Raw genomic sequence first — 24,078 nt, 5'->3', positions numbered from 1 at the left:
ACTTGCGCGGGCAGAGGAGGACGCCATGAACACTGCATCCATCGGCATGACAATGGCCATTCTGGCGATGACGAGCGCAGCGCATGCCTCCGAGTGCATCGACGCCAAATCGGCCAAGGCCGGCTTCATTCTCGAAAGGCCCGGCATCCACAGCGAATTTCGTCCGGCGGCGGGCGGAATGGTTGCCGTGGCCAACAAATACCAGTCGCAATCGCCGCAGTCGCAGTACCTGTTCGGCGGGCTGATCGAAGTGTTTCGCGACAGCAGCACGGGGCAGCTGGCGATGATCCCGTTTTCCGATCTCAGGAAGGTGTTCCCGCTGAAGGCGGGGGCTAAGAGCAAGATCGTATTTGCCCGTCTCGCACCGAACAAGCCGCCGAAGGGCACCGAGACGCTGGAGATCAACGTCAAGGGCAAGGAGACGGTCAGCCTGGGTGATTGCAAATACTCCGTGCTCGCGGTCAAGCAGACGATCAGGAGCGAGGCCGGCGAGACGCGGGACGAGTTTACCGCGCTCTACGCACCCGACCTGCAGGCAGTTGTGGCCAGGCGCTATGACGAGGGCACCAGTGCCGAAAGCGTGGTCGGCTACGAGCTGATCAAGCCGCTGCCGAATTAGGAGCTCGGCCTTCCCGCCTTGGTCGTGACATCAGCGACAGGGCGCCTCTGTCCTGCCGGCGTCAGAGGGCTCTGTGCAGTATCCTGCTACGTCGCCTCGTTCCTGTTTTGGACGACATAACTCCCTGCTCCAACGCCATCAGGCAGTCGCGCAGCACGCTTGCGTCCTGTGCGGTCTTGGCCATCGACATGGCGCCGGAATAGCTGGCGACGGCTAACGCTGCAAAGCGCTGCGGATCGGTGCCCAGCTCCCGGCCCGCCTGCTGGTCGGCGCTGATCTTGTCGGCGATCGCCTGACGCCAGGTCGAAAAAATGCCGGCAAGGGCAATGCGGAAATCCGGATCGGCAAGCGACAGCTCATGCGCCAGGTTGTTAAGCGGGCAGCCGCGCACGAAACCCTGCCGCTCCAGCTCCGCCGCGACGGCCGCGAACACGGAGCGCACGCCCTCGCGCGCTGAGGGAGCCTCCCGCACCGGTGCGATCCATGTCTCTTCTACCGCGGCGGCGACCCGCTCCTCGATCACTGCAAGCGCCAGCGCCTTCTTGGTTGGGAAATGGTGGTGCAGCGCGCCGCCGGTGACGCCCGCCGTCGCCATCAGGTCGCCCATGCTGGAGGCGTGATAGCCGCGTGCCTGAAACGCCTCCTCGGCGACATCGAGCAACTTTTTGCGCATGCCTTCGGGGTCGTTGGTGCGTTTTTGAGCCCGCGACTTTGGGCGAGCGGTTATCTCTGCTGACATCTTCAGACGATAGCAGATTGACAAAACAGGACAACCGGTCTGTTTTATAAACAGGATGACTGTCCTGTTTTGGAGATCCAGCGATGAACCTGCCTTTGAACGCCGAATCTAAATCCGATCTGCTCGCCTCGCCCGTTGTCGAACTCCGGCAATACACGCTGAAACCCGGCCGGCGCGAGACGCTGATCGGCGTCTTCGACAATCAGCTGATCGAGGGCCAGGAAACGGCGGGGATGACCATCATCGGCCAGTTCCGCGATCTCGACCGGCCGGATATGTTCGTCTGGCTGCGCGGCTTCGACGGTATGGAAGCGCGGAAAAACGCTCTGACCGCCTTCTATGACGGGCCGGTCTGGGCTGCCTGGCGCGACGCCGCCAACGCCACGATGATCTCATCCGACGACGTGCTGCTGCTGAAGCCGGCCTGGCCGAGCGCCGGCCTAGACCTCTCGGGATCGCAACGGGCAGCCACACCGGATTTCGAAAAACCAACCGTAAGCAATGATTTGCAGGCAATTGTTGTCATCAGGATTCATCATTTGCGGCCGGGCCTGGAAGCCGGCTTCGCCAGGGATTTCCAGACCGGGGCTCTTCCGGTGCTTGCCGCACTTGGCGCAAGGCCGCTCGCCGCCTTCGTCACCGAGCATGCCGAAAACAGCTTTCCGCGGCTGCCGGTGCGGGCCGGCGAAAACGTCTTCATCAGCATCACGGGTTTCGACAGCGCCGAAGCGCACGCTCGCCACGAGGCAGCCTTGGCTGCCTCCCCGGAATGGCAGGCATTCGAGCAGGCCGCGCAGCGGGAATTGGCCAGGCCCGTGGAGGTTCTGCGCCTGGCGCCGACGGCGCGATCGCTGCTCGGGCGCCGGTATGACCAACGCCGTTGAAGCGCCTATATCCGCCGGAGTCCCCTCATCTGGTTCACGCCTGAAAATGCCTGGCATGGATCACCTGATAACGCGCCGTCCATGCGGTTGCCTGCTCCAGGTCAAGGGAAACGCGAAGCAGCCGGTGATCCTCGTTCTTGCGGCCAATAAGCTGGATGCCAATCGGCAGGCCGCCTTTCGACTGGAACAGCGGCAGGCTGGCGGCCGGTTGGCCGGTGACATTGAAGATTTCCGTGAAAGGCGCAAAGCCGTAGGCCCGGCTCGCCCAAGCCTCGTAATCGAAGACAGCACCATCGCCATGGATGGCGCCAAGCCGGGGTGGCAGGTCGGCCGTGGTCGGCGTCATGATCAGGTCGAACGCATCGAAGGCTCTCGCCATCGCCAGCGAAGCGCTGTGCACGTGGTCTTGCGCCCTCAGATAGTCGGCGGCCGAAGACCGCCGAAAACAGTCGAGCGCGTGACGAGTCAGGCCTTCGATTTCGCCAGCCGCCGGCATCCGCCCGATCTCATCGGCGCGCTCGTCAACCAGCCGCGCAACCTCCGACATCCAGAAGATGCTCCAGTCCGCTCCGGCGCTGGCTTCCCGCGGGAAACGCGCCTCTGTGACCTCGTGCCCCATATCCTCGAGGAGGATTATGGCTTCCTGGAATTTTTCCCCAATCTCGGACGCGACCGGCGTGCCATCCGGCCGGTGCGCCAGGCACGCGACGCGTAGACGCTCGCCGGCGGAAGACAGCCAGTCCAGGTAGGACGGCACCGATTTCGACACGGAGTAAGGCGCTCCTTGTTCTGGACCGGCAGTCATGTCCAGCATGGCGGCGCTGTCCCGAACGGTGCGGGACAGGACGTTCTCGGCGTAGAGCCCGGCGCCGACCTGACCTCGACCAGGCCCGACAGGCGTGAGCCCGCGCGACGGCTTCATGCCGAACACGCCGCAACAGACAGCCGGCACCCGGATCGAGCCGCCGATATCGGAACCGTGGGCGACCGCCACCATGCCGCTTGCCACCGCGGCAGCAGCACCACCGCTCGAACCGCCCGCCGTCAGCGAAAGATCCCAGGGGTTCAAGGTGGGGCCGCGAAAGCTGGGCTCGGTCACGAAGTCGTTGGCAAATTCCGGCGTGTTTGTCTTTCCCAGCAAGATCAGACCGGCGGCCCGCCAGCGCCGGACGATCTCGCTGTCGGGCTTCGGCTCGGCGTCCTTGAAGTAGAGCGACGAGTGCGTCGTCGGCCACTCCCGTACATTGACGCCGGTGTCCTTGACCAGGAAGGGAATGCCGGCGAGTGCGGCTTGCCGGTTGCAGCTTGCCGCGGCGGAAAGCGCCCGGTCCGCATCGATTAGTGTCACGGCATTGATGGCGGGATTGATGCTTTCGATCGCCTCGATAGCCGCCTCGACGACCTCGATAGGCGATAATTCGCCCGAGCGAACATGCCCGGCCAGGGCGACGGCATCCAACGCCACGTATTCGGAAAGATTCATGACTGCTCTCAGCCCGGATTGCCGGTCGCTTCGAGGTCGGCTTCATTCCAGACCTTGAAATATCGGGCGATGGCTGCCGCAACCAATGCCGGATCCTCCCAATGCGAATTATGCCCGCATCGCGCCGCGCTCACGAGCTTGGCGGCAGGGATTTCTTCGAGGAGCCGCCGTTGGTGCGTTTCGTCGAAGAGAACGTCGCGCCCGCCAGCAATGACAAGCGCCGGCAGGCGCAGCGTGCGCGCCTTGTCGGTCAGATCGATGCGCCGAACCTGCTCCAGGATTGCGCGCCAAAGTGCCGCCGGCATGGCTGACGCCTCCTCCGCAGTCATGGTCAGGAAGTCCGCTGGAACCTCGGCCTCGCAGGCATGCCAATAGTCATAGAACGGATCGGCCGGCGATATCGGATCTCGAAGCGCCCGCACACCAATGGTCATCGGGTGGTCCTCACCGATCTGCGGCCGCAGCGTTCCGGCCATCAGCACCAGGCCGCCGATCATCTCGGGGTAGCGCGCGGCTGCCTCGATCGCCACCATACTGCCCAGGGAATGCCCGACCAGAACCGGCCGCTCGAGCCGCAATTGCTCGATCAAACCCGCCACGTCTTCCGCGAAATCCGCCGGGGCGAAGCCGCGTGTGCCGGCCGGCGAGGCGCCATGCCCGCGCAGGTCTGGCATGACAAGCCGGCGCCCGGCGAGATGCGGCGCCAGCAAGGAGAAGCTGCGGCTCGTGTCGGAGAAGCCGTGCACCAGCACCAGCGCGGGCTCCTGACCGTCGATTTCGACGCAGGCCGTTTCAGCGCAGCCGGGACCGACCCTGCGCTTGCGGCCGTTCCAGCCCGCCTGATCGGCCGATATCACAGGCCGAGCTGCTGCTTGACTGCATCGAGCGCGGGCTTGCCATCGAATGTGGTGACACCGGCAAGCCAGGCGCCGAGCCTATCCGGATTCTCCTTGATCGCCTTCAGGCCGGCTTCCTCCGGCTTCATGCCGTCGTTGATGAGATAGCCCATGCCGAGATTTTCGAAATCGATATCGAAGGCGAGGTTCTTCAGCAACTGCCCGACATTCGGGCACTGCTGCAGATAGCCCTTGCGCACCTGCGTCGTCACCGTCGCGGCGCCGAAGTTGGGGCCGTAGAACTTGTCGCCGCCGCTCAGATATCTGAAGTCGTACATCGTGTTCATTGGATGCGGCGCCCAGCCCTGGAAGACGATGAAGCGCCTTTCCTTGATCTCGTAGCCGACCTCGGAAAGCATGCCGGCTTCACTCGATTCGACGACCTGCCAGCCATCGAGGCCGAGCGACTTATCAGCGATGGCGTCCATCATCAGCTGGTTGGAGCCCGGCTCGATGCCGTACATCTTCCTGCCGAACTTGTCTGCGAACTTTTGCAGGTCGGCAAAATCCTTGACACCGGCCTCCCAGACGTAAGTCGGTACGGCAAAGGTGTATTTGGCGCCGACGAGATTGACGCGCACATCGTCTACCGAGCCGTCCTTCTTATAGGGCCCGTAGTAGGTGATCATCGCCGGATCCCAATAGCCAAGGAACACGTCCAAATCATTGTTCTTCAAGGATTCATAGATGACGTTGATGCCCAGAAGCGAGCTTGCCGGCTTGTAGCCGAGCGCATCGAGCAAGACGCTGGTGACGCCGGTGGTGAAGGCAAGGTCGTTCCATCCAGGCTCGGCCATGCGCACGACCTTGCATTGCTCGGGTTCAGCCGCAAAGGCCGGCTGGCTAGCCAGCAGGACGCACAGCGAGGCGCCCATTCCAAGGCTACGAAGCATTTCGGTTCTCCTCATTTCATCAACAGTGTTGACCACTCGGTTTTTATATTGTCCCGCTGGTTAATTCTTGATCTCGACGGACGAAAATGTCAACGTCGGTTTTCGATGCATGGATCCGGCCCGTGAAACTCAAGCGTCTCAGCGACATACGCCGCAAAGAGCTGCGGCAAGCTGCCTTTGCCGTGCTTCAGCGCGAAGGCATAGCTGGCGCGACCATCGAAAAAGTGGCGGCACAGGCCGGCGCGTCGAAGGGCATCGTGCTGCACTATTTCAGCAGCAAGCGGGAACTGTTCGAGCACGCCATGCGGGAATCGAACCTGGTGCTGCGTCATGCGGTGGTCGAGCGGCTGAGACAGGCGCGCACGCCAATGCAACGGATGGACGCCATCATTGAAGGCAATTTCGAGCCGCATCTTTTCCAGCCGTCCCTCTGCCATGCCTGGCTTTCGCTTTGCGCGGAGGTGCCGCGCGACGAAAAGCTGGCTCGCATCCAGAAGGTGATCCATGCGCGCATGCGCTCCAACCTGCTATCCGGCCTGCGCGGTCTGGCGCCGGCGCGCGATGCTGACGAGATCGCTTTCGGCGTCACCGCCCTGATCGACGGGCTGTGGTTGCGGCTTGGCCTGCAGCCCGGCAGCGTCACGCGTGAACAGGCCATTCATCAGGTCAAGGATTTCGTCGCTACGCGGCTGGCTGTTCGGCGCGGTGCAGCCGCTGCCGAATAGACCATCGTGCCCGACAGCCGAAGTTCATACTGTGAGATAGGCCGGCGGCTTGACGACAATCGGCGACGGCGCTGCTCTCCTTACCAGACAAGACGGCAATGCGCGGGAGTGTTGGATGAGACTAGGCGGCAAACGGGCACTGGTCACCGGCGGCTCGGACGGGATCGGGCTGGCAATCGCCGAGGCGTTTTTGCGCGAAGGCGCGGACGTGCTGATCGTCGGCCGCGACGGCAAAAAACTCGAGGCCGCCCGCAAGCAGCTCGGGGATAATGTCGAAACGCTGTCGGCCGACCTGTCGGCCAGTGCCGGCATCGATGCCGTGGTCGAGCATGTCAAACGCGGCCCGCCTGTCGATATCCTCGTCAACAATGCAGGCGTAGCGTTCCTGGTGCCGTTCGAAACCGTCAGCGAGGACCAGTTCCAGCAGTCCTTCGCACTCAACGTCACGGCGGTATTCTTCCTCACTCAGCGGCTGTTGCCGCATCTCGCGCCGGGCGCGGCTTCGGTGATCAACATCTCGTCCTATTTCGCGCACAAGATGATCCCGAAGCGGCCGTCCAGCCTCTATTCGCTGTCGAAGGGCGCGCTCAATTCGCTGACCAAGTCGCTCGCCTTCGAGCTCGGGCCGCGCGGTATAAGGGTCAACGCCATCGCGCCCGGCTCGGTCGACACGGCGATGCGGCGCAGGTCGATCGAAAATCTGCCTGAGGCCGCGCAAGCCGAGCTCAAGGCCTATGTCGAGCGCAGCTACCCGCTCGGCCGCATCGGCCGAACCAGCGACCTTGCCGGCATCGCGGTCTATCTCGCGAGCGACGAAGCGGCATGGACCAGCGGCGGTATCTTTGCCATCGACGGAGGGTACACGGCGGGGTGAGGAGCGCGCGCTCTTCTTTCTCCCTTGCGGGAGAAGGAAAAGGCGCTGCTTCAACCGATTTGCATCCCCATCGTCCGCAATCTCCGCTTGAACGCGTTTGTGCAACGCGATACGCCGTTTGCAAATTGCAAACCGGAGAGACTTCGTGAGCGTGCCAGAGACCAGAACCGAAACCGACACGTTCGGTCCCATCGAGGTCGCCGCCGACCGCTATTGGGGCGCGCAGGCGCAGCGTTCGCTGGCCAATTTCAAGATCGGCTGGGAGAAACAGCCGGCCTCGATCGTGCGGGCGCTGGGCATCGTCAAGCGGGCGGCAGCGGAGGCCAATATGGAGCTGAAGCGGCTCGATCCGGCGATCGGCAAAGCCATTATCGAGGCCTCCCAGGAGGTCATCGACGGCAAGCTGAACGAGCATTTCCCGCTGGTCGTCTGGCAGACCGGTTCTGGCACGCAGTCCAACATGAACGCCAATGAGGTGATTTCCAACCGGGCGATCGAGCTTTTGGGCGGCGTCATGGGGTCGAAGAAGCCGGTGCATCCCAATGACCACGTCAACATGAGCCAGTCGTCGAACGACACCTATCCTACGGCCATGCACATCGCCTGCGCCGAACGCATCATCCACGATCTGCTGCCGGCGCTGAGACATTTGCATGCGGCACTCGAGGCCAAGACCAGGGCTTTCGCCCACATCGTCAAGATCGGCCGCACCCACACCCAGGACGCCACGCCGTTGACGCTCGGCCAGGAATTCTCGGGCTACGCGGCGCAGGTCGCCTCGTCGGTCAAGCGCATTGAGATGACCCTGCCCGGTCTGCAGGAATTGGCACAGGGCGGCACCGCGGTCGGCACCGGCCTCAACGCGCCGGTCGGTTTTGCCGAAAAGGTGGCGGCGCGCATCGCCGCAATCACCGGCATCGATTTCGTCACCGCGCCGAACAAATTCGAGGCGCTGGCCGCCCATGATTCCATGGTCTTCTCGCACGGCGCCATCAATGCCTGCGCGGCAGCGCTGTTCAAGATCGCCAACGACATCCGCCTGCTCGGCTCGGGCCCGCGTTCGGGCCTAGGCGAATTATCGCTGCCGGAAAACGAGCCGGGCTCCTCGATCATGCCGGGCAAGGTCAATCCGACCCAATGCGAGGCCATGACGCAGGTTTGCGTGCAGGTGTTCGGCAACAACGCGGCGATCAGCTTCGCCGGCAGCCAGGGCCATTTCGAGCTCAACGTCTACAATCCGCTGATGGCCTATTGTTTCCTGCAATCGGTACAGCTGCTGGCCGACGCTTCGGTGTCGTTCACCGACAATTGCGTCGTCGGCATCGAGGCCCGCGAAGACAACATCAAGGCAGCGCTCGACCGTTCGCTGATGCTGGTGACGGCGCTGGCGCCGACAATCGGCTACGACAACGCCGCCAAGATCGCCAAGGCGGCGCACAAGAACGGCACAACGCTGCGCGAGGAAGCGCTGGCCACCGGGCTGGTCAGCGAAGCCGACTATGAGCGGCTGGTACGGCCGGAGGACATGACGCACCCAGGGTAAGTTGATCGCGAAAACGTTACCTCGGTGAACAATCCGTAACCAATCCGACGTCTTTGGTGAACAGTCGGCATGCGCTAACTGGACGGCTATCCCAAGTCGTTTGGCCAAACCCTTCTGGAGAGTTACGCATGTCCACCAACACGTCCACCAACACTTCGTTTGCCGGCACCGCCTCCGGCGCCTCGGGCACGATCCTGCTCGGCCGCATCCTGCTTTCTGTCATCTTCCTGCTTTCCGGTTTCGGCAAGCTGACGGCCATTGCCGGCACCGCCGGCTATTTCGGCAGCCTCGGCCTGCCGCTGCCGATGGTGACCGCCATCGTCGTCGGCCTGATCGAACTGCTTGGCGGCCTCGCCATCCTCGTCGGCTTCCAGACCCGGATCGTCGGCTGGGTGATGGCGATCTTCACAGTCGCCACCGCACTGGTCGCCCACACCGGCTGGGACGATCAGATGCAGATGATCAATTTCATGAAAAACCTCGGCATTGCCGGCGGCTTCCTCGTGCTCGCCTCGTCGGGTGCCGGCGCCTATTCGATCGACGCCAAGCGCGGCTGAAGCGGCCCAGCATTTCCTGAACAAAGGGGCGCGGAATTTTCCGCGCCCCTTTTTCGTTGTCGGTTTATATCTGCTGGCTGGAACTCTGCTAGGATCGGCCGCCGATATCGGAGGAGACCATGCCTCGCAATGCGCTGCTCTTGCTTTCCCGGCTGCTGCTCGCCGCGCTGTTCGTGCCGTCCGGCTTCCATGCGCTTGCCGACATCGCCGGCACATCGGGCTATTTCGCCGGCCTCGGCCTGCCGCTGCCGACGCTGGTGGCTTGGGCGACAGGCCTGTTCGAGCTGATCGCCGGACTGCTCATCCTCGTCGGCTTCAAGACACCTATCGTGGCACTGCTGCTCGCTGCCTTCTGCATCGCGGCGGGCTTCATCGGCCATTATGGTCAGGGCGGCGACGATCCGACGCTGACCTTCATGCATTCGCAGATGCTGATGAAGGACATCGCCATATCAGGCGGTTTCCTCGCGCTGGCAATGGCTGGCGCCGGCGCATGGTCGGCTGACGGGCGGATGCCCAGAGCAATTGCTTCACCCAAAAGCTAGCGCTCGACTCGTCCACCTGCAGAAGTCGGCGCCGCCCCTCATCTGCCTGCCGGCATCTTCTCCCCGTATAGTGACGGGGAGAAGGAAGCTGGCCGCGACCCCGGCACCCTTTCTGCAACGCTAGGAGTAAGCGAAATCTGTTGCGAAGGGATCTTTCTCCCCGTCGCTATACGGGGAGAAATGCCCGGCAAGGCAATGAGAGGCAGCGCCAACCTGAAGCGATTGCCTTGAGGCGGAGCTAAGATTACTTGGCTGAGACAGCCTACTTCACCGTCATGCTCGGCCCGCCCTCGACTGCCAGCACCAGCCTGCGGTTGGTGACCCTTGCCAGCTGTGCCAGCCGGCCGGCCGGCCGCTCGCCGTAAAGATCGGCCAGCGCTGCCGGCAGCACCAGCGCCAGCACGCCATTGCCGCGGTTTTCCCATTTCAGCCGTGGCATGACGCCCGGCATTGCCGCGGTCAGCAAATAGACGACGCGCAGCAGTGCCGCCAGCACGCGGGCGCGTTCGAGATAGCGCGGTGTCGCCAGCCCACGGATTTCCGGAGCGGCTTCATTGAACACCCCCTCGTGGCGAAACAGGCTGACAAGCGCCAGGAAGGCGCGGCCGGGATGGTCGACGCCAATGAACGAGGCGTGGGCGATGATGTTGAGCGATTGCTTGCCGCGATATTCGGGATGGGCACGCCAGCCGATATCGGCGAGCAGGCAGGCGGCGTGGCGGTAGCGCGCTTCATCCCTGGTTTCGTCGATGCCGAAGGCGGCGAACGCCTTCCCGGTCCATTCGACAAGCTCATGCGCGTGGTCGACCGAGCGCGAGCGCAGGCGGGCAAGCTCTTCCGCCGCCGAGATCAGCGGATCGGCTTTCTGCTCGGCCTTGTCGAGCAGCGAATAGAGAAAGCCCTCGCGCACGCCCAGCGCCGAGACGATGATCTTCGAGGGCTGCATCGCCGCCATGATCTCCTGCAGCACGATGGCGCCGTAGGGCAGCAGCGAGCGGCGGTTCTTGGAGACGCCCTCGATGCCTTTGATCTTATCGATCTCGGCCTTGGCGACCTGCCGAAGGAAGTTTGCGGCGCTTTCGATGCCGATCTCGTAATGGTGCATGACGCCGAGCGGGTAGTTGGTCATTTCCATGTGCAGCCGGGCGAGGTTTCGCCAGGTGCCGCCGACCGTGTAGAAGGCCCTGCCCTGCCCGCCCTTCAGCAGCTTCGCCCGCGCCAGTTGCTCGCGCGTGATCCTAGCCGCCTGGGTCAGCGAGTTCTTCGCCATGTCCTGCAGGCGCAAGCCGCCCAACGGCAGCGTGATGCCGTCACCGATCGTCTCACCATCGATGTCGATCAGTTCGAGGCTGCCGCCGCCAAGGTCGCCGGCAATGCCGTTGGCCGGGTGGAAACCGGAGATGACGCCGAGTGCCGAATAATGGGCTTCCTCGCGGCCGCTCAGCACCTGGATCTCGGTCTTGAGCACGTCCTCGGCGCGGTGGATGAAGTCGGGGCCGTTGACGGCCTCGCGAGCGGCGGCGGTCGCCAGCACATACATGCGCTCGGCGCCGGCCTGGTCGGAAAGCGCGTGGAAGCGGCGGAACTCTTCCATCGAGCGCGTCACCGCCTCGGGATCGAGCTTTCCGGTCGAAACGATGCCGCGGCCGAGGCCGGCCAGCATCTTTTCGTTGAAAAGCAAGGTCGGCGAGCGCGCCAACCCCTCATAGATGACAAGACGGATCGAGTTCGACCCGATATCGATGATGGACAGCGGTCGGCGGTCCTGCAGCCGGCCCTGGGACGCTGAAATCATCAGCCCGTCGCTGCGTTCTGTTTCTTGCGGCGCTTGAACTGCGCGATGCGCTTGGGGGCATGCGACTTCAACGCATCGCCCCGTCCGGACAGGCTCGGATTGGTCATGAAATATTCCTGCGCGTTGAACGGTTCCTCGCCCTCTTCCAGCACGACGCGCCGGGAGGTTCCATCAGCCAATACGTCGAAACTTTGCTGGTTGTCCATGATGTTGCCGAGCATGATCTGGCCGAGCACCTGTTCATGCACAGTTGGATTGGTGATCGGCACCATGGTCTCGACGCGGCGGTCGAGATTGCGTGGCATTAGATCGGCCGAGGAGATGTAGACGATCGCCCCGTCCGATGGCAGGCCGTGGCCGTTGCCGAAGCAATAGATGCGGCTGTGCTCGAGGAAACGGCCGACGATCGACTTCACCCTTATGTTCTCCGACAGGCCGGGCACCTGCGGCCTCAGGCAGCAGATGCCGCGCACGACGAGATCGATCTCGACGCCGGCGCGGCTGGCGTCATAAAGCGCATCGATGATGATCGGATCGACCAGCGCATTCATCTTCATCCAGATGCGAGCCGGCCTGCCGTCCAGCGCGTGGCCGATCTCGTCCGAAATGTGCTTGAGAATGCGGTTGCGCAGCGTGAACGGCGATATGGCCAGCCGCATCTGCTCGGCCGGTTCGGCATAGCCGGTGATGAAGTTGAACAATTGCGCAACATCGCGCGCGATCGTCGGGTCGGTGGTGAAGAAGGACAGGTCGGTGTAGATGCGGGCGGTGACCGGGTGGTAGTTGCCGGTGCCGAGATGCACGTAATTGCGTAGCCTGCCGTCCTCGCGCCGCACGACCAGCGACATCTTTGCGTGGGTCTTCAGCTCGAGGAAGCCGAAGACAACCTGGACGCCGGCGCGCTCGAGGTCGCGGGCCCAGCGGATGTTGGCCTCCTCGTCGAAACGCGCCTTGAGCTCGACCAGCGCCGTCACCGACTTGCCGGCTTCCGCCGCATCGACCAAAGCCCGCACGATCGGGCTGTCGTTGGAGGTGCGATAGAGCGTCTGCTTGATCGCCACCACTTCCGGATCGGCCATCGCCTGGCGCAGGAACTGCACCACCACGTCGAAGGATTCGTAAGGGTGGTGGACGATGATGTCCTTCTCGCGGATGGCGGCAAAGCAATCGCCGCCGTGCTCACGGATGCGCTCGGGGAAGCGCGGATTGTAGGGCGTGAACTTCAGATCGTCGCGGGCGACGGCGACGATCTCCGAGATCTGGCTAAGCGCCAGCGGGCCGGTAAGCACGCTGATGCGGCTGGCCGAGACGCCGAGCTCGCCGGCGACGAAATCGCGCAATTCGGCCGGCATCAGCCTGTCGAACTCGATGCGGATGACCGAGCCGCGGCGTCGCCGCTTCAGCGCCGTCTCGAACAGCCGCACCAGATCCTCGGATTCTTCCTCGACCTCGATATCGCTGTCGCGGATAATGCGGAACGTGCCGGAGCCCTTGACCTCATAACCGGGGAACAGCTTGCCGATGTAGAGGCTGACCGCCTCTTCGAGCGGAACGAAGCGGACGTGATGCTTGCGATCCGGCAAGCGGATGAAGCGCCTCAGCGCCACCGGCAGGCGCAAAAGCGCGCTCATTTCCTCGCCGTTCTTGCGGTGGCGCAATTGCAGCGCCATCGAGAAACCGAGATTGGGAATGAACGGAAACGGATGCGCCGGGTCGATCGACAGCGGCGTCAGGACCGGAAACACCTGCTCCTGGAAATGGTCCTCGAGCCAGGTCTTCTCGTCCTTGGTCAGGGCATCGCGGGTGATGCTCTCGATGCCTTCCTTGTTGAGCTGCAGCATCAGCGCCGAAAGGCTGTTCTGCTGGTCCTCCTGCAGGCGCTCGACCTCGCGCAGCAATTGTTCGAGTTGCTGCTCGGGTGTGCGGCCGTCCGGGCTCTTCAGCACGATGCCCTCGCGCACCTGGCCGGCAAGACCGGCGACGCGGACCATGAAGAACTCGTCGAGATTGGCGGCCGATATCGACAGGAAGCGAACCCGCTCGAGCAGCGGATGATTGGCGTTCAGCGATTCCTCGAGCACGCGCCGGTTGAATTGCAGCCAGGAAAACTCGCGGTTGACGAAGCGGTCAGGATTGCCGCCTTCGCGGCTCGCCGCCTCGATGGTGATGAATTCGTTCTGGACCGGCTTCAGTTCGTTCATAGTTCCTGCTCTTCTCACACCTGTCCGCGGATTACGGTGTTACCGGCTTAACTTATCCTCTGACAGGCTTTTGCGACAGTTTCATTTCATCGATCTTGCAAAGAGACGGGTTATGATCCAGATGCAACCGACAAGATCAGGAGACGACGATGGCAGGCGGTTCCATTCCCCATTTCCAGAACGATGCGGGCTATCCGGCAATCGACATCGGCGTCATGGAATTCATGTGCACCGGCGCCAATCCGCCTTTCGATCACCCGCATGTATTTCTCGACATGGGCGACGACAATGAAAAAGTCTGCCCCTATTGCTCGACGCTCTATCGCTATTCGCCGAAGCTGAAGGCATTGGAAACGCAGCCGCCGGGCTGCCTCTATATCGACCAGGCCGCCTGATTCTTCCGCGACAAGCCTGATGCAGGAAACGCAGTCCCGGCAGGTCGTCATCGCCGGGGCGGGCGTCGCCGGGCTGACCGCGGCACTGGCCTTCGCCGACCGCGGCTATCGGATAAAACTGTTCGAACAGGCGCAGCACCTCGAGGCTGCCGGCGCCGGCATCCAGCTTTCGCCCAATGCGACACGCATTCTTCGACAATTAGGCGTACTCGATCGGCTGTTGCCGACGGCGGTGCGGCCGGAGGCGGTCGTACTCAAGGATGCCCCCACGCTGCGCGAGCTGGCGCGCGTACCGCTTGGCCAGGCAGCCGAAACGCGCTGGGGAGCGCCCTATCTCGTCGCCCACCGCGCGGATCTGCAGTCAGCGCTGATGGAGCGGATAGCCGAGCGGCCCGGCATCGAACTTGTCACCGGCGTTCTCGTCGTCAGTGCCGCCGTCAAACCCAATGGCATCGCCGCAACGATAGAGGTTGCCGGCACGGCCATCGAAACGGAAGCATCGTTGCTGATCGGCGCGGATGGCGTCTGGTCGTCGGTGCGAGAAACGCTTGCCCGCAACGCGGCCGAATTCGGTAGTAGCCGGTTTTCAGGTGAGCTGGCGTGGCGCGCCACCGTCGGTGCCGACAGCCCTGCCGGACAAACCTTTGCAGCGATCGGTGCGCCCGATTGCGTTACTGCATTCCTCTATCCCGGCTTCCATATGGTCGCCTATCCGGTGAGCCGTGGCACTGTCTTCAACCTCGCGGCCTTCACCAGGGGCGAGCGCATCGCCGAGGGCTGGTCGGGGCATGCCGACCCCGCCAGCCTCTCAAGCGCCATGCGCGATACCGCGCCGGCGCTGGTCCGTCTGGTGAGCGAGGCCGCGCCGTGGACGGCATGGCCGATCCACACCGTCGAGCAGCGGCGGTGGACGACGCCGGAAGGCATCGCGCTGATCGGCGATGCGGCGCATGCGATGACGCCCTTTGCCGCACAGGGCGCGGCGATGGCGATCGAGGACGCGGCGACGCTTGCCGGCTTCGTTGCCGCTTCGCCAGCCGATCTTGAGGGGGCGCTTGCCGCCTGGGAACAGGCGCGGCGGCCGCGCGTCGCCCAGGTCGCCCGCCGCGGCGCCGTCAACCGCCTCGCCTGGCACGCGGCCGGGCCGGTGGCGATGGCCCGCAACCTGTTCCTGGCGATGCGCTCACCCGAAAAACTCGCCGCCGATCTCGACTGGCTCTATGGCTGGCGGGCGTTGGACGATGGCGCGCGATGATACGCACGACAGGCTGGCGGGACAGCGCCCCTCTCTGTCCTGCCGGACATCTCCCCCACTTGGGGGGAGATTGGCCACCACATATTGCCTTTCGCCAATCTTCAAGGTTGCATGACCTAGCAAGGCACCGAAGCCGCTAATCTCCCCCCTCGTGGGGGAGATGTCCGGCAGGACAGAGGGGGCGCGAAGGAATGAGAGGTTAGCATTCGACAGCAATACCCCCGCCTAGTAAGAACGAGCTATGGCCAAGGTCATCCGATACGCATTTGACCCAACAAATTCGCCTCCGCTGACAGATGTCCAGAAAGCGGAAATCGCAGCGCTGAAAGCACGTTCGACGGATGATGTCGATACGAACGACATCCCTGAATTGACCGAAGAATTCTGGCAGAGCGCTGTCCGAAATCCATATTTCAAGCGGATCGGCCGGACCGCAGAACCGATTGATGAGCCTAAATAGCTAATTGTAAAGCCGCATCGACAGGCCGAGCGAGGCTGGCAGCGGGTTCCACCAGCCGGTGCGCAGGCCGGCCGTGCGCAGTGCCGCCGCCGTCCAGGTGTTGCAGCCGATCAGCGCATTGAAATGGCCATTGGCTTCGAAGAACCGGTCGAAGCGGGAATAGGCCGCATTCTCGATCGGAATGGCCCCGTTCGGCCCCTGCTGGAAGCTTGCCGCAATGTAATCGAGCAGCGCGGTAAAGCGTTCGTCGCCGATGTCGAAGCCGGCGACGTCGGGATGCGGCTCGGCGATTTCGCCGGAAATGTCGACATGCATCACCGAGGCATCGACGGTCAGCGCCTTCATCACCGGCACCGCCTTCAGCGCCGACCAGGTCGGCGTCTCCAGATAGAAGGCGCGGCCGCCCCAGCCGAAGACGACGTAGCGGACCTCCACCATGTCGGCTGTAATGCCGGCATCGACCGGGAAATGGAAGCGCCGGCGCACATCGTCGTCGACCGGGATGGCGATGTCGGTGTGGATTGGATTTTGCAGCACCAAGATACGGTGGCTTGCGCCGATCGGATCGGCAACGGCCGCCGGCCAGAGCGGGCGCGGCAGCAGCGTGCCCAGCGCTACCGCTAGCGCTATTGCAACGGCCAGCAGGCCAAGAAAGCGGGCAAGCTTCTTCATGGGAAAGGCATAGAACAAGCAATGCTCAAGGTGAAGCCTCTCCGGAACTTGCGCCACTGACAAAGCGCTTGACGCATATCCTCCCCGGGAGGATATGCTGAGGCATGTCAGATCACCTCCACGCTTCGCATCCTTCCATCATAAAGCGCCTGAAGCGCGCGCAAGGCCACCTCGCGGCGGTGCTGGCCATGATCGAGGCGCGTCGCCCTTGCGTTGATCTGGCGCAGCAGCTTCATGCCGTCGAAAAAGCGATCAGCAGCGCCAAGCGCGAGCTGATCAACGACCACATCGAGCATTGCCTGACGGACAGCGTAGAAACCGGCGGCAACTCGCTGGCGGAACTCAAGCAGCTGGCGAAATATCTATGAATGCCATCGTAGCCCGCATTCTGGACTGGCTCGGGTTCGGCTCGCACGCCGCACATCATCACGGCGGTCACAGTCCGCACGGTCACACCCATGGCGTCATCGATGCGACAATTGCCACCACCGATCGGGGCATCTGGGCAATCAAATGGTCGTTCGTAATCCTGGCCATCACCGCGGCATTGCAGATGGTCGTGGTTGCGTTGTCGGGAAGTGTGGCATTGCTGGCCGACACGATCCATAACATCGGCGATGCGACCACGGCGATCCCGCTATGGATTGCGTTCGTGCTGGCGCGGCGCAAGCCGTCGCGGATCTTCACCTATGGCTTGGGCCGGGTCGAGGATCTGGCCGGCATTATCATCGTGCTCATCATCCTGTTCAGCGCTGTAGTCGCCGCCTACCAAGCCATCGACAGGCTGATTAATCCACAAGTGGTGACACACCTCGGCTGGCTGACGGCGGCGGGCATTGTCGGCTTCCTCGGCAACGAGGCGGTTGCCGTGTTCCGTATCCGCGTCGGTCGCGAAATCAACAGCGCGGCACTGATTGCCGACGGCTACCACGCCCGCACCGACGGACTTACCAGCCTTGCCGTGGTCATCGGAGCCATCGGCGTCTGGCTCGGCTTTTCCTTGGCCGACCCGATCGTCGGCCTGCTGATCACGATTGCGATCTTCGGTATTGTCTGGCAATCGGCCCGCTCGGTGCTGACCCGCATGCTGGATGGAATCGAACCCGGTGTGATGGATGAAATCCGACATGCCGCCGAGCATGTTCCGGGCGCGCATATTGTCGATGCCAAGGCGCGCTGGGTCGGTCATAGATTGCACGCCGACATCGCAATTGCCGCAAACGAAACCCTGCCGCTGTCGGAAGCGAACAAGATCGCGGCAGCGCTGAAGGACGAACTGTCCCAGCATATGCCAGCCCTGGCCGAGGCGAATGTGCGGTTTTCAACCGGACATGGAGAGAACGACCATCCGCGCCCTCACGAGCACACGCATGACCACGGCCAAATGCACTGACGCTCGCCCATTTTTTGCTAGTCTCGTCCGATGTTCCAGACCCTCGTCGAATTTCAGCGCACGATCTACCTGACGCTCGGCGAGCAGATCAAACTGCTTTCGGCCGGAGGCAATTGGCTGGCGTTCATGGCCTTCCTGCCAATGGGCGTCGTGTTCGGGGCTGCCCATGCGCTGACGCCGGGTCACAGCAAGGCCGTCCTGGCGACTTATCTTGCCGGTTCGGATGCGAAGGTCTCGCGCGGCCTGCTCGTATCTATCACGCTGTCGTTCACGCATGTGACGATTGCCGTTCTGATTGCGGCTCTCTCGTTACCACTGGTCTCAATAGCATTGGCAGCGTCGGCCGCGCTCCGCTTCTGGAGCATATCAGTCGCGGGCTGCTCGGCCTCATTGGCGTCTCGATGCTCTGGCGCGCTTTGAGCCACAGCCATCACCACAGACACGAGGGCGAGGCTGTCGGCGTCATGGCAGGCCTGATCCCATGCCCGCTGACGCTTTTCGCGATGACTTTCGCCATCTCCAGGGGTGTTCCGGCAGCGGGCGTCCTGTTTGCCATCACCATGATGGTCGGCGTGGCGGTGACGCTGTCCTGCGTTGCGGTGTTGTCGATCCTGTTTCGGGAACGGCTTGTACAGTTTTTCGCGCGCCAGCCACGGCTGTTCGAAACCATCTCCCGGGCCATCGAGGGCGCCGCCGGTCTCGCCCTTGCCGGAGTCGCTGTCTGGCAGATCACCTCAGCTTGAGGGAAAATTTGGCCCCAGCCACTGCATGGCGTCCGGGCCGGTGCAGCGGTTGGAACGAGCCTAGGCGACGCCGGTCATGTCACATCGATCACGACCATCAGCCCGCCGCCGCCCTTCTCCTCGACATTGTTGTTCGTGGTGTGATGCGGGATATGGCAATGGATCAGCCATTTGCCCGGACGCTGCGCCTTCCAGATCACGTCGTAGCGCTGACCCGGCCCGACATTGACCGTATCGGCAAGGAAACGACCCGAGGCAGGGATCGTCTCGCCGTCGCGGGCAATGACCTCGAACGGCCCGCCATGGATATGCATCGGATGGATGAAGCCGTTGTTGGTGCCGATGAACCGCACCTTGAGCGTCTCGCCGACCTTCATCGGGATCGTCTCGGTCGAGGGATAGGCCTTGCCGTTGATGGTGAAGAAATTCGGCATGCCGCCCTCCATCGGCATCGACGGGTAGGTCAGCCCTTCCCGCACCAGCCACTCCTGAAGCTCGATGACGTAATCATGGTCGGCCGCGACCTCATCGGCGGGATTGGCGGGATCGATGATCAGCGCACCGTAGAGGCCGAGCGCCTGGGTCCGGTCCGGCTTGGCATGGGGGTGGTAGAAATAGGTTCCGTGCTGGGTTGCGGTGAATTCGTATGAATAGGATTGGCCGGGCTCGATCGGCGCCTGCGTGATCTCGGACGGCCCATCCATCTGGTTCGGCAGGATCAAGCCATGCCAATGCACCGTCGTTTCCTCAGGCAGGCCGTTGGTGACGTTGATCCTGACCCGGTCGCCCTGGCGAATGTGAATTCGCGGGCCGGGAATCTGGCCATTATAGGCATAGGCGTCGACCGCGACGTCCGGCAGGATCTGCCAGCGGACCACCGAAGGCCGGAGCTCGAACACGTTGATGCCGTTCTCCATCCGAAACGGCAGGTCCTGGTCACCCTTTGCCGTCAGGCCATAAGAGGCGGCCACGAGGCGCGGATCGGTTGCTGCCATGTCGCGCATCGTATCGGCCGGCGTGTCGCGATCCATGATCATGCCTTGCGGCATGATCACCCCGCCGACGTCGCGTGCCGACAGCGTCAGGTTCAGCCAGTTCGCCGGCGCGACCATGCCGATGGCGAGCGCCAGCAGGGAGACGGCACCTAGGGCAGCGACCTGCGGCGTCGTGGCATCTGTCTCCATGTGATGGCCGCCGCCTTTGCCTTTGTGGGAAGCCATATCGTGGCGCTGTCCGCGACGGCCACTGGCGTCGGCCTGCTGCATCTGCATCTGCGCATGTTGCCTCGTGGCAGGCTGCTCTCGACCATCGATGCCGGCTGCCTGCGCGCGCTGCGTCATCAGCCCATGCTTCAGCCCCCGGGCGACCAGCCAGACATTGGCCGGGTAGGCAAGCGCAAAGCCGGCGATGACACCGATCGACATTACACCCCAGAACAAAAGCTCCGTCGGTTCCATCGCGCGCATGTCGCGGCCCATCATCAGAAAACTCATGACCGGCGCCATGCCGGCCATCATGAAGTTCATCGAGATGAATTCGGGCAGGAAGCTCTTGCGCACGTTCTCCCAATAGGTGCCGCCCATCATCGATTTCATGAACAGCGACTGGAAGATGAACAGGCCGAAGGCAAAGCCGGCGAGATATTCGACGATCAGGTCGATCCACATCGGCAGGCCGAGCGCCGCCGTGACGGCGGCGGCAAGAATGATGCCGGTGGCATCTCCGGCGACGCAGTGGATGGTGGAGCCGACGCCCTGCTTCCAGAGCGGCCGGGTGAAGAGTTCATGCTCGCCCGGCCGGGGCTCCTTGTCGGCGAGCACGTAGAGCAGCAAGCCGAGCGGACCCATATAGAGGGTAACCAGGATGAAGCCCCATTTCATCACCACCGGCTCGGGATTGTTGCGATATTGGTCGAAGCCGACATAAAGCGTCGAAGCCAGCGCCAACGCGAACCAGACGACGAGGAAATAATCGATCGGTTGGATGAGCATCAGGATGAACCCTTGACCTGTCGCCGCACGCGCCCACGCGGCTTGTTATACAACTCCTAATGGCAACAAACGCGGCTGGCGCGCTTATGATCCGCGTCGGCCGTGCTCTGTTCAGGCAGGCCAATTTTTCGTTGTAACCGACTGATCTGCTGACGCCTGCCCGCAGCTCATTTCCGGAACTTTCAGTCTTATCATTGCGGCTCTCCTCTAGTGGGGTCGTTATGAGGCTTCCCATCACAGGAAGGTCAAGGGCTTTTGAGCCACCTCAAATCATCGCCGCCGTGCCGAGGCAGCACATCGCAAATTTGCCTCTTGACCTTCCCGTGATGGGAACCTTTATGTCGTGTGGCAACTGCCCGGTTGGAGTTGCAAGCCCATGACTGCCGTCACTCCTCGAATCCCAGACGAGCCTGTTTCCGCTCCCGCGATTCAGATTGGCACCGAGGGCATGACCTGCGCCTCCTATGTCGCCGGCTGGCATGACGTGACCGAGGCTAATGTCAATCTGGCTACGGAGCGTGCCACCTGAGTTATACCGCGTGCCGACGCGCGTGACCTTAATCTCGGAGACAACACATGGATCGACGCAGTTTTCTGGCGGCAGGCGTTGCCACGGTTCTCGCCAGACCGCGCGCCATCGCCCAGATGAAGATGGACGAGATGCCCGGCATGGATATGGGCGGTCACGCGGGTCACGACATGGGCGCGGCACCAAAAAGCGCGGCCATGCTGCCTGAGGGCCAGGCGTTGCGCGAGTTGCCGCTGCTAGCCAATGAAGCCAATGCGCCGCGCCTGTTCAGAGCAAACCTCACGGCTGAACCCGCCATGGTTCGCTTTGCAGAAGGGCTCGACACGCCAATCCTTGGGTACAATGGCATGAGCCCGGGGCCATTGATCGAGGTGACTGAAGGCGACCGTGTCGAGATTGCATTCACGAACCGAATTCCTGAAGAGACGAGCACCATCCATTGGCATGGCATGCCGGTTCCGGCTGACCAGGATGGCAATCCGATGGACCCCGTTGCGACGGGCACGGAGCGCACCTACAGCTTCGAACTGCCCGAAGGAAGCGCGGGTTCGTATTGGTACCATCCGCATCCACACGGCAAGACGGCCGAGCAGGTCTATCGCGGACTTGCCGGCGCGTTCGTGGTCAAGCCGAAGGCGGACCCGATCCCGGCCGAGTATGGCGACACTGTGCTGGTGTTCACAGACCTTCGCCTTGCCGCCGACGGCACCATGCCGGACAACACCATGGTCGATTTGATGAACGGGCGCGTCGGCGATCACGTGCTGGTCAACGGACAGAAAAATCCCGCGCTATCGGTCCCGTTTGGAACAAAGCGGCGATTTCGGTTCTACAACGCGACTAACGCTCGCTTTTTGCGGCTCTCCTTCGACGGCGCACCCATGACGATCATCGGCACCGATGGCGGTCTGCTGGAGGCGCCGGTGGCAGCCAAGGATGTCCTGCTCAGCCCGGCGGAACGCCTTGAACTGATCGTCTCGTTTGAGAAGCGCGGCCCCGTCACCCTGAACACGCTCGACTACGATCGCGGCTGGATGGGCGCAGGCCGCCCCGCCGATGCAGGCCTGACATTGCTTACGGTCAATGTTTCGGACACACCTGCAGAGGCGTTTCCTCCGCTGCCGGAAAAGCTTCGACCAATTGCACAACTTGGCACCCCTGCCGTCAGCCGGCGTTTCGTGTTCACCGAAACGATGACGATGAGCGCGACGGATATGCAGATGGGCTTCCTGATCAACGGCGCGGCGTTCGACATGGGCCGCATCGACGTGGTGTCGAAAACAGGACAGGTCGAGCTCTGGGAAATCGTCAACAATGCCGACATGGACCATCCGTTCCATGTTCACGGGACGCAGTTCCAGGTGGTCGAGCACGAACGTGGTGGGCAGGTCTCGAAACCGGCCCATCTCGCCTGGAAGGACACGGTCAACGTGGCGCGCGGCGAGACGGTGCGGCTCTTGCTGCGCCAGGATCGCCCCGGGCGGAGGATGTATCATTGCCACATCCTGGAGCACGAGCAGCTTGGCATGATGGGCGTCATCGACGTGCAGGCATAGCCGGTCGCTCGACGTGGCTGCACTGGCAATCTATGGCGCCCTGTTCACCGGCGCATTCCTCGCCGCAACCATCTTGCCGATCTCGTCGGAAGTGATGCTCGCCGGCTTGGTTGCCGCCGAACGTGGCGATCCGGTGCTGCTTTTTGCGATCGCCACAATCGGCAACACGCTCGGCTCGGTGGTGAACTGGATGCTGGGGCGTGGCATCGATACGCTGCAATTCAAGCGATGGTTTCCTATCACTCGTGAACGATACCAGCGGGCGAGCCGGACCTTTCGCCGCTTTGGCGCGTGGTTGCTCCTATTCGCCTGGCTGCCGGTCGTCGGGGACGCCTTCACCGTCGCGGCAGGCGCGGCCCGCATGCATCTCGGCGTATTCGTGATGCTTGTCGCATTGGGCAAGGCTGCACGATATGCGGTGATCGTCGCAGGAGGATTGTGGCTGCTAAGATAGTTCCCGATGTTCGCCATCGACCAAAGGGCAGATCCTCCCGAGCATCACCGCTCGTCGAATACGGCCCGAGCAAGACAGAGAGCCCGGTCCGCCGGTCTTGTCCCGAACCGTACAGGATCAGTGCAAGATCTGCGACAGGAACAGTTTCGTGCGCTCATGGCGCGGGTGGTCGAAGAACTCGGCCGGCGTGTTCTGCTCGACGATCTGGCCTTGGTCCATGAAGATCACCCGGTTGGCGACTTTGCGCGCAAAGCCCATCTCGTGGGTGACGCAGAGCATGGTCATGCCCTCCTCGGCCAGCCCGACCATCGTCTCCAGCACTTCCTTGATCATTTCCGGGTCGAGCGCCGAGGTCGGCTCGTCGAACAGCATGATGCGCGGGTTCATGCACAGCGAGCGGGCGATCGCCACGCGCTGTTGCTGGCCGCCGGAAAGCTGACCGGGATATTTGTTGGCCTGTTCCGGAATCTTGACGCGCGTGAGGAAATGCATGGCGATTTCCTCGGCCTGCTTCCGCGGCATCTTGCGCACCCAGATCGGCGCCAGCGTGCAATTCTCCAGGATGGTCAAGTGCGGGAACAGGTTGAAGTGCTGGAACACCATGCCGACCTCTCGGCGCACCTCGTCGATCTTCTTCAGATCGTTGGTCAGTTCCTTGCCGTCGACTATGATCTTGCCCTTCTGGTGTTCCTCCAGCCGGTTGATGCAGCGGATCATCGTCGATTTGCCGGAGCCAGACGGGCCGCAGATGACGATGCGCTCGCCGCGCATCACCTTCAGATTGATGTCCTTCAGCACATGGAATTCGCCGTACCATTTGTGCATGGCAATGATGTCGATGGCGACATCGGTGGTGGAAATGTGCATCTTAGCGGC

General features: G+C 62.7%; 24 protein-coding genes and 1 pseudogene. 16 read left to right on the top strand and 9 right to left on the bottom strand.

The features are described 5' to 3' along the window. Positions 1–25 precede the first annotated feature (25 nt). Complete coding sequence (locus tag NKH70_RS06510; protein ID WP_352911286.1) at positions 26–619, top strand: hypothetical protein; 594 nt, start codon at positions 26–28, stop codon at positions 617–619. 61 nt (positions 620–680) lie between these two features. On the opposite strand, the gene NKH70_RS06505 is transcribed toward NKH70_RS06510, so the two are convergent. Then, on the bottom strand, positions 681–1,292 hold the full coding sequence (locus NKH70_RS06505) for a TetR/AcrR family transcriptional regulator (RefSeq protein WP_352911288.1): 612 nt from the start codon (positions 1,290–1,292) through the stop codon (positions 681–683). Positions 1,293–1,441: 149 nt separating this feature from the next. Between NKH70_RS06505 and NKH70_RS06500 the strand changes: the two genes are divergently transcribed. Further along, the gene (locus NKH70_RS06500; RefSeq protein ID WP_352911290.1) at positions 1,442–2,242 is read left to right on the top strand and encodes an NIPSNAP family protein; all 801 of its coding nucleotides are present in this window, start codon (positions 1,442–1,444) and stop codon (positions 2,240–2,242) included. A 34-nt stretch (positions 2,243–2,276) separates the two neighbouring features. Here the strand turns inward: NKH70_RS06500 and NKH70_RS06495 are convergent, their stop codons facing one another. From NKH70_RS06495 to choX, 3 genes are read right to left on the bottom strand one after another with little or no spacing between them, the layout of a single operon-like run. Then, positions 2,277–3,725: an amidase gene (locus tag NKH70_RS06495; protein ID WP_352911293.1), complete on the bottom strand. Its 1,449-nt coding sequence runs from the start codon at positions 3,723–3,725 to the stop codon at positions 2,277–2,279. An 8-nt stretch (positions 3,726–3,733) separates the two neighbouring features. Beyond that, positions 3,734–4,582 carry an alpha/beta fold hydrolase gene (locus NKH70_RS06490; protein ID WP_352911295.1) on the bottom strand — a complete coding sequence of 283 codons (849 nt, stop codon included), beginning with the start codon at positions 4,580–4,582 and terminating at the stop codon, positions 3,734–3,736. Then, a complete protein-coding gene (choX, locus tag NKH70_RS06485; protein ID WP_352911297.1) occupies positions 4,579–5,514 on the bottom strand; it encodes a choline ABC transporter substrate-binding protein in 936 nt (311 codons plus the stop codon). The genes NKH70_RS06490 and choX overlap by 4 nt, the downstream gene beginning before the upstream one ends. A 122-nt stretch (positions 5,515–5,636) precedes the next feature. On the opposite strand from choX, the gene betI reads away from it, so the two are divergent. The 5 genes from betI (at position 5,637) to NKH70_RS06460 (ending at position 9,758) form a co-directional block, all read left to right on the top strand. Then, entirely contained in the window at positions 5,637–6,239 is a 603-nt protein-coding gene (gene betI / locus NKH70_RS06480) for a choline-binding transcriptional repressor BetI (RefSeq protein WP_502908325.1), read from the top strand. Between the two features lie 115 nt (positions 6,240–6,354). Beyond that, on the top strand, positions 6,355–7,113 hold the full coding sequence (locus NKH70_RS06475) for an SDR family NAD(P)-dependent oxidoreductase (RefSeq protein ID WP_353024982.1): 759 nt from the start codon (positions 6,355–6,357) through the stop codon (positions 7,111–7,113). A gap of 145 nt (positions 7,114–7,258) precedes the next feature. Next, entirely contained in the window at positions 7,259–8,656 is a 1,398-nt protein-coding gene (gene fumC / locus NKH70_RS06470; RefSeq protein WP_352911303.1) for a class II fumarate hydratase, read from the top strand. A 128-nt stretch (positions 8,657–8,784) separates the two neighbouring features. Further along, positions 8,785–9,213 carry a DoxX family protein gene (locus NKH70_RS06465; protein WP_352911306.1) on the top strand — a complete coding sequence of 143 codons (429 nt, stop codon included), beginning with the start codon at positions 8,785–8,787 and terminating at the stop codon, positions 9,211–9,213. A 119-nt stretch (positions 9,214–9,332) separates the two neighbouring features. After that, positions 9,333–9,758 (top strand): DoxX family protein, encoded by a 426-nt coding sequence (locus NKH70_RS06460; RefSeq protein WP_352911309.1) that lies wholly within the window; start codon positions 9,333–9,335, stop codon positions 9,756–9,758. A 262-nt stretch (positions 9,759–10,020) separates the two neighbouring features. Here NKH70_RS06460 and ppx read toward each other — a convergent pair whose 3' ends face one another. Together ppx and NKH70_RS06450 are read right to left on the bottom strand one after the other, a co-directional pair. Beyond that, on the bottom strand, positions 10,021–11,553 hold the full coding sequence (gene ppx, locus NKH70_RS06455) for an exopolyphosphatase (RefSeq protein WP_352911312.1): 1,533 nt from the start codon (positions 11,551–11,553) through the stop codon (positions 10,021–10,023). Continuing rightward, positions 11,553–13,754 carry an RNA degradosome polyphosphate kinase gene (locus tag NKH70_RS06450; RefSeq protein WP_352911314.1) on the bottom strand — a complete coding sequence of 734 codons (2,202 nt, stop codon included), beginning with the start codon at positions 13,752–13,754 and terminating at the stop codon, positions 11,553–11,555. The genes ppx and NKH70_RS06450 overlap by 1 nt, the downstream gene beginning before the upstream one ends. A 149-nt stretch (positions 13,755–13,903) precedes the next feature. Between NKH70_RS06450 and NKH70_RS06445 the strand changes: the two genes are divergently transcribed. From NKH70_RS06445 to NKH70_RS06435, 3 genes are all read left to right on the top strand, one after another. Beyond that, positions 13,904–14,149 carry a zinc-finger domain-containing protein gene (locus NKH70_RS06445; protein ID WP_353024981.1) on the top strand — a complete coding sequence of 82 codons (246 nt, stop codon included), beginning with the start codon at positions 13,904–13,906 and terminating at the stop codon, positions 14,147–14,149. 19 nt (positions 14,150–14,168) lie between these two features. Next, a complete protein-coding gene (locus tag NKH70_RS06440) occupies positions 14,169–15,404 on the top strand; it encodes an FAD-dependent monooxygenase (RefSeq protein WP_352911317.1) in 1,236 nt (411 codons plus the stop codon). Between the two features lie 241 nt (positions 15,405–15,645). Next, positions 15,646–15,864, top strand: a complete 219-nt coding sequence (locus NKH70_RS06435; RefSeq protein ID WP_352911320.1) for a hypothetical protein — start codon at positions 15,646–15,648, stop codon at positions 15,862–15,864. Here the strand turns inward: NKH70_RS06435 and NKH70_RS06430 are convergent, their stop codons facing one another. After that, on the bottom strand, positions 15,865–16,536 hold the full coding sequence (locus NKH70_RS06430; protein WP_352911323.1) for a TIGR02117 family protein: 672 nt from the start codon (positions 16,534–16,536) through the stop codon (positions 15,865–15,867). A 104-nt stretch (positions 16,537–16,640) separates the two neighbouring features. Here NKH70_RS06430 and NKH70_RS06425 point away from each other — a divergent pair, with 104 nt between their 5' ends. The 3 genes and pseudogenes from NKH70_RS06425 (at position 16,641) to NKH70_RS06415 (ending at position 18,672) form a co-directional block, all read left to right on the top strand. Beyond that, complete coding sequence (locus tag NKH70_RS06425; RefSeq protein WP_352911326.1) at positions 16,641–16,904, top strand: metal-sensing transcriptional repressor; 264 nt, start codon at positions 16,641–16,643, stop codon at positions 16,902–16,904. After that, positions 16,901–17,929: a cation diffusion facilitator family transporter gene (locus NKH70_RS06420; protein WP_502908324.1), complete on the top strand. Its 1,029-nt coding sequence runs from the start codon at positions 16,901–16,903 to the stop codon at positions 17,927–17,929. The genes NKH70_RS06425 and NKH70_RS06420 overlap by 4 nt, the downstream gene beginning before the upstream one ends. Positions 17,930–17,959: 30 nt before the next feature. Then, positions 17,960–18,672 (top strand): annotated as a pseudogene (locus NKH70_RS06415) (HoxN/HupN/NixA family nickel/cobalt transporter). A gap of 74 nt (positions 18,673–18,746) precedes the next feature. Here the strand turns inward: NKH70_RS06415 and NKH70_RS06410 are convergent. Beyond that, on the bottom strand, positions 18,747–20,663 hold the full coding sequence (locus NKH70_RS06410; protein ID WP_353024979.1) for a multicopper oxidase domain-containing protein: 1,917 nt from the start codon (positions 20,661–20,663) through the stop codon (positions 18,747–18,749). Positions 20,664–21,039: 376 nt separating this feature from the next. Here NKH70_RS06410 and NKH70_RS06405 point away from each other — a divergent pair, with 376 nt between their 5' ends. From NKH70_RS06405 to NKH70_RS06395, 3 genes are read left to right on the top strand one after another with little or no spacing between them, the layout of a single operon-like run. Next, positions 21,040–21,192, top strand: a complete 153-nt coding sequence (locus NKH70_RS06405; RefSeq protein WP_352911333.1) for a hypothetical protein — start codon at positions 21,040–21,042, stop codon at positions 21,190–21,192. 47 nt (positions 21,193–21,239) lie between these two features. After that, positions 21,240–22,748 carry a multicopper oxidase family protein gene (locus NKH70_RS06400; protein WP_352911334.1) on the top strand — a complete coding sequence of 503 codons (1,509 nt, stop codon included), beginning with the start codon at positions 21,240–21,242 and terminating at the stop codon, positions 22,746–22,748. Between the two features lie 13 nt (positions 22,749–22,761). Then, positions 22,762–23,202: a YqaA family protein gene (locus tag NKH70_RS06395; protein ID WP_353024978.1), complete on the top strand. Its 441-nt coding sequence runs from the start codon at positions 22,762–22,764 to the stop codon at positions 23,200–23,202. A 117-nt stretch (positions 23,203–23,319) separates the two neighbouring features. Here the strand turns inward: NKH70_RS06395 and NKH70_RS06390 are convergent, their stop codons facing one another. Beyond that, the gene (locus tag NKH70_RS06390) at positions 23,320–24,069 is read right to left on the bottom strand and encodes an amino acid ABC transporter ATP-binding protein (RefSeq protein WP_031194215.1); all 750 of its coding nucleotides are present in this window, start codon (positions 24,067–24,069) and stop codon (positions 23,320–23,322) included. Between the last annotated feature and the right edge of the window lie 9 nt (positions 24,070–24,078).

Source organism: Mesorhizobium sp. M0991 (genome assembly GCF_040318915.1).
Lineage (GTDB): Bacteria > Pseudomonadota > Alphaproteobacteria > Rhizobiales > Rhizobiaceae > Mesorhizobium.
The sequence above is the reverse complement of the archived record's forward strand: the minus strand, read 5'-3'. Positions and strand labels throughout refer to the sequence as shown.

Coding starts and splice junctions, on each gene's coding strand:
- NKH70_RS06410 (WP_353024979.1), bottom strand. CDS start 20,663: ATGCTCATCCAACCGATCGATTATTTCCTCGTCGTCTGGTTCGCGTTG.
- NKH70_RS06450 (WP_352911314.1), bottom strand. CDS start 13,754: ATGAACGAACTGAAGCCGGTCCAGAACGAATTCATCACCATCGAGGCG.
- ppx (WP_352911312.1), bottom strand. CDS start 11,553: ATGATTTCAGCGTCCCAGGGCCGGCTGCAGGACCGCCGACCGCTGTCC.
- choX (WP_352911297.1), bottom strand. CDS start 5,514: ATGCTTCGTAGCCTTGGAATGGGCGCCTCGCTGTGCGTCCTGCTGGCT.
- NKH70_RS06505 (WP_352911288.1), bottom strand. CDS start 1,292: ATGCGCAAAAAGTTGCTCGATGTCGCCGAGGAGGCGTTTCAGGCACGC.
- NKH70_RS06440 (WP_352911317.1), top strand. CDS start 14,169: ATGCAGGAAACGCAGTCCCGGCAGGTCGTCATCGCCGGGGCGGGCGTC.
- NKH70_RS06445 (WP_353024981.1), top strand. CDS start 13,904: ATGGCAGGCGGTTCCATTCCCCATTTCCAGAACGATGCGGGCTATCCG.
- NKH70_RS06430 (WP_352911323.1), bottom strand. CDS start 16,536: ATGAAGAAGCTTGCCCGCTTTCTTGGCCTGCTGGCCGTTGCAATAGCG.
- NKH70_RS06460 (WP_352911309.1), top strand. CDS start 9,333: ATGCCTCGCAATGCGCTGCTCTTGCTTTCCCGGCTGCTGCTCGCCGCG.
- NKH70_RS06390 (WP_031194215.1), bottom strand. CDS start 24,069: ATGCACATTTCCACCACCGATGTCGCCATCGACATCATTGCCATGCAC.
- NKH70_RS06510 (WP_352911286.1), top strand. CDS start 26: ATGAACACTGCATCCATCGGCATGACAATGGCCATTCTGGCGATGACG.
- NKH70_RS06475 (WP_353024982.1), top strand. CDS start 6,355: ATGAGACTAGGCGGCAAACGGGCACTGGTCACCGGCGGCTCGGACGGG.
- NKH70_RS06425 (WP_352911326.1), top strand. CDS start 16,641: ATGTCAGATCACCTCCACGCTTCGCATCCTTCCATCATAAAGCGCCTG.
- NKH70_RS06495 (WP_352911293.1), bottom strand. CDS start 3,725: ATGAATCTTTCCGAATACGTGGCGTTGGATGCCGTCGCCCTGGCCGGG.
- NKH70_RS06465 (WP_352911306.1), top strand. CDS start 8,785: ATGTCCACCAACACGTCCACCAACACTTCGTTTGCCGGCACCGCCTCC.
- NKH70_RS06435 (WP_352911320.1), top strand. CDS start 15,646: ATGGCCAAGGTCATCCGATACGCATTTGACCCAACAAATTCGCCTCCG.
- NKH70_RS06500 (WP_352911290.1), top strand. CDS start 1,442: ATGAACCTGCCTTTGAACGCCGAATCTAAATCCGATCTGCTCGCCTCG.
- NKH70_RS06420 (WP_502908324.1), top strand. CDS start 16,901: ATGAATGCCATCGTAGCCCGCATTCTGGACTGGCTCGGGTTCGGCTCG.
- NKH70_RS06400 (WP_352911334.1), top strand. CDS start 21,240: ATGGATCGACGCAGTTTTCTGGCGGCAGGCGTTGCCACGGTTCTCGCC.
- NKH70_RS06405 (WP_352911333.1), top strand. CDS start 21,040: ATGACTGCCGTCACTCCTCGAATCCCAGACGAGCCTGTTTCCGCTCCC.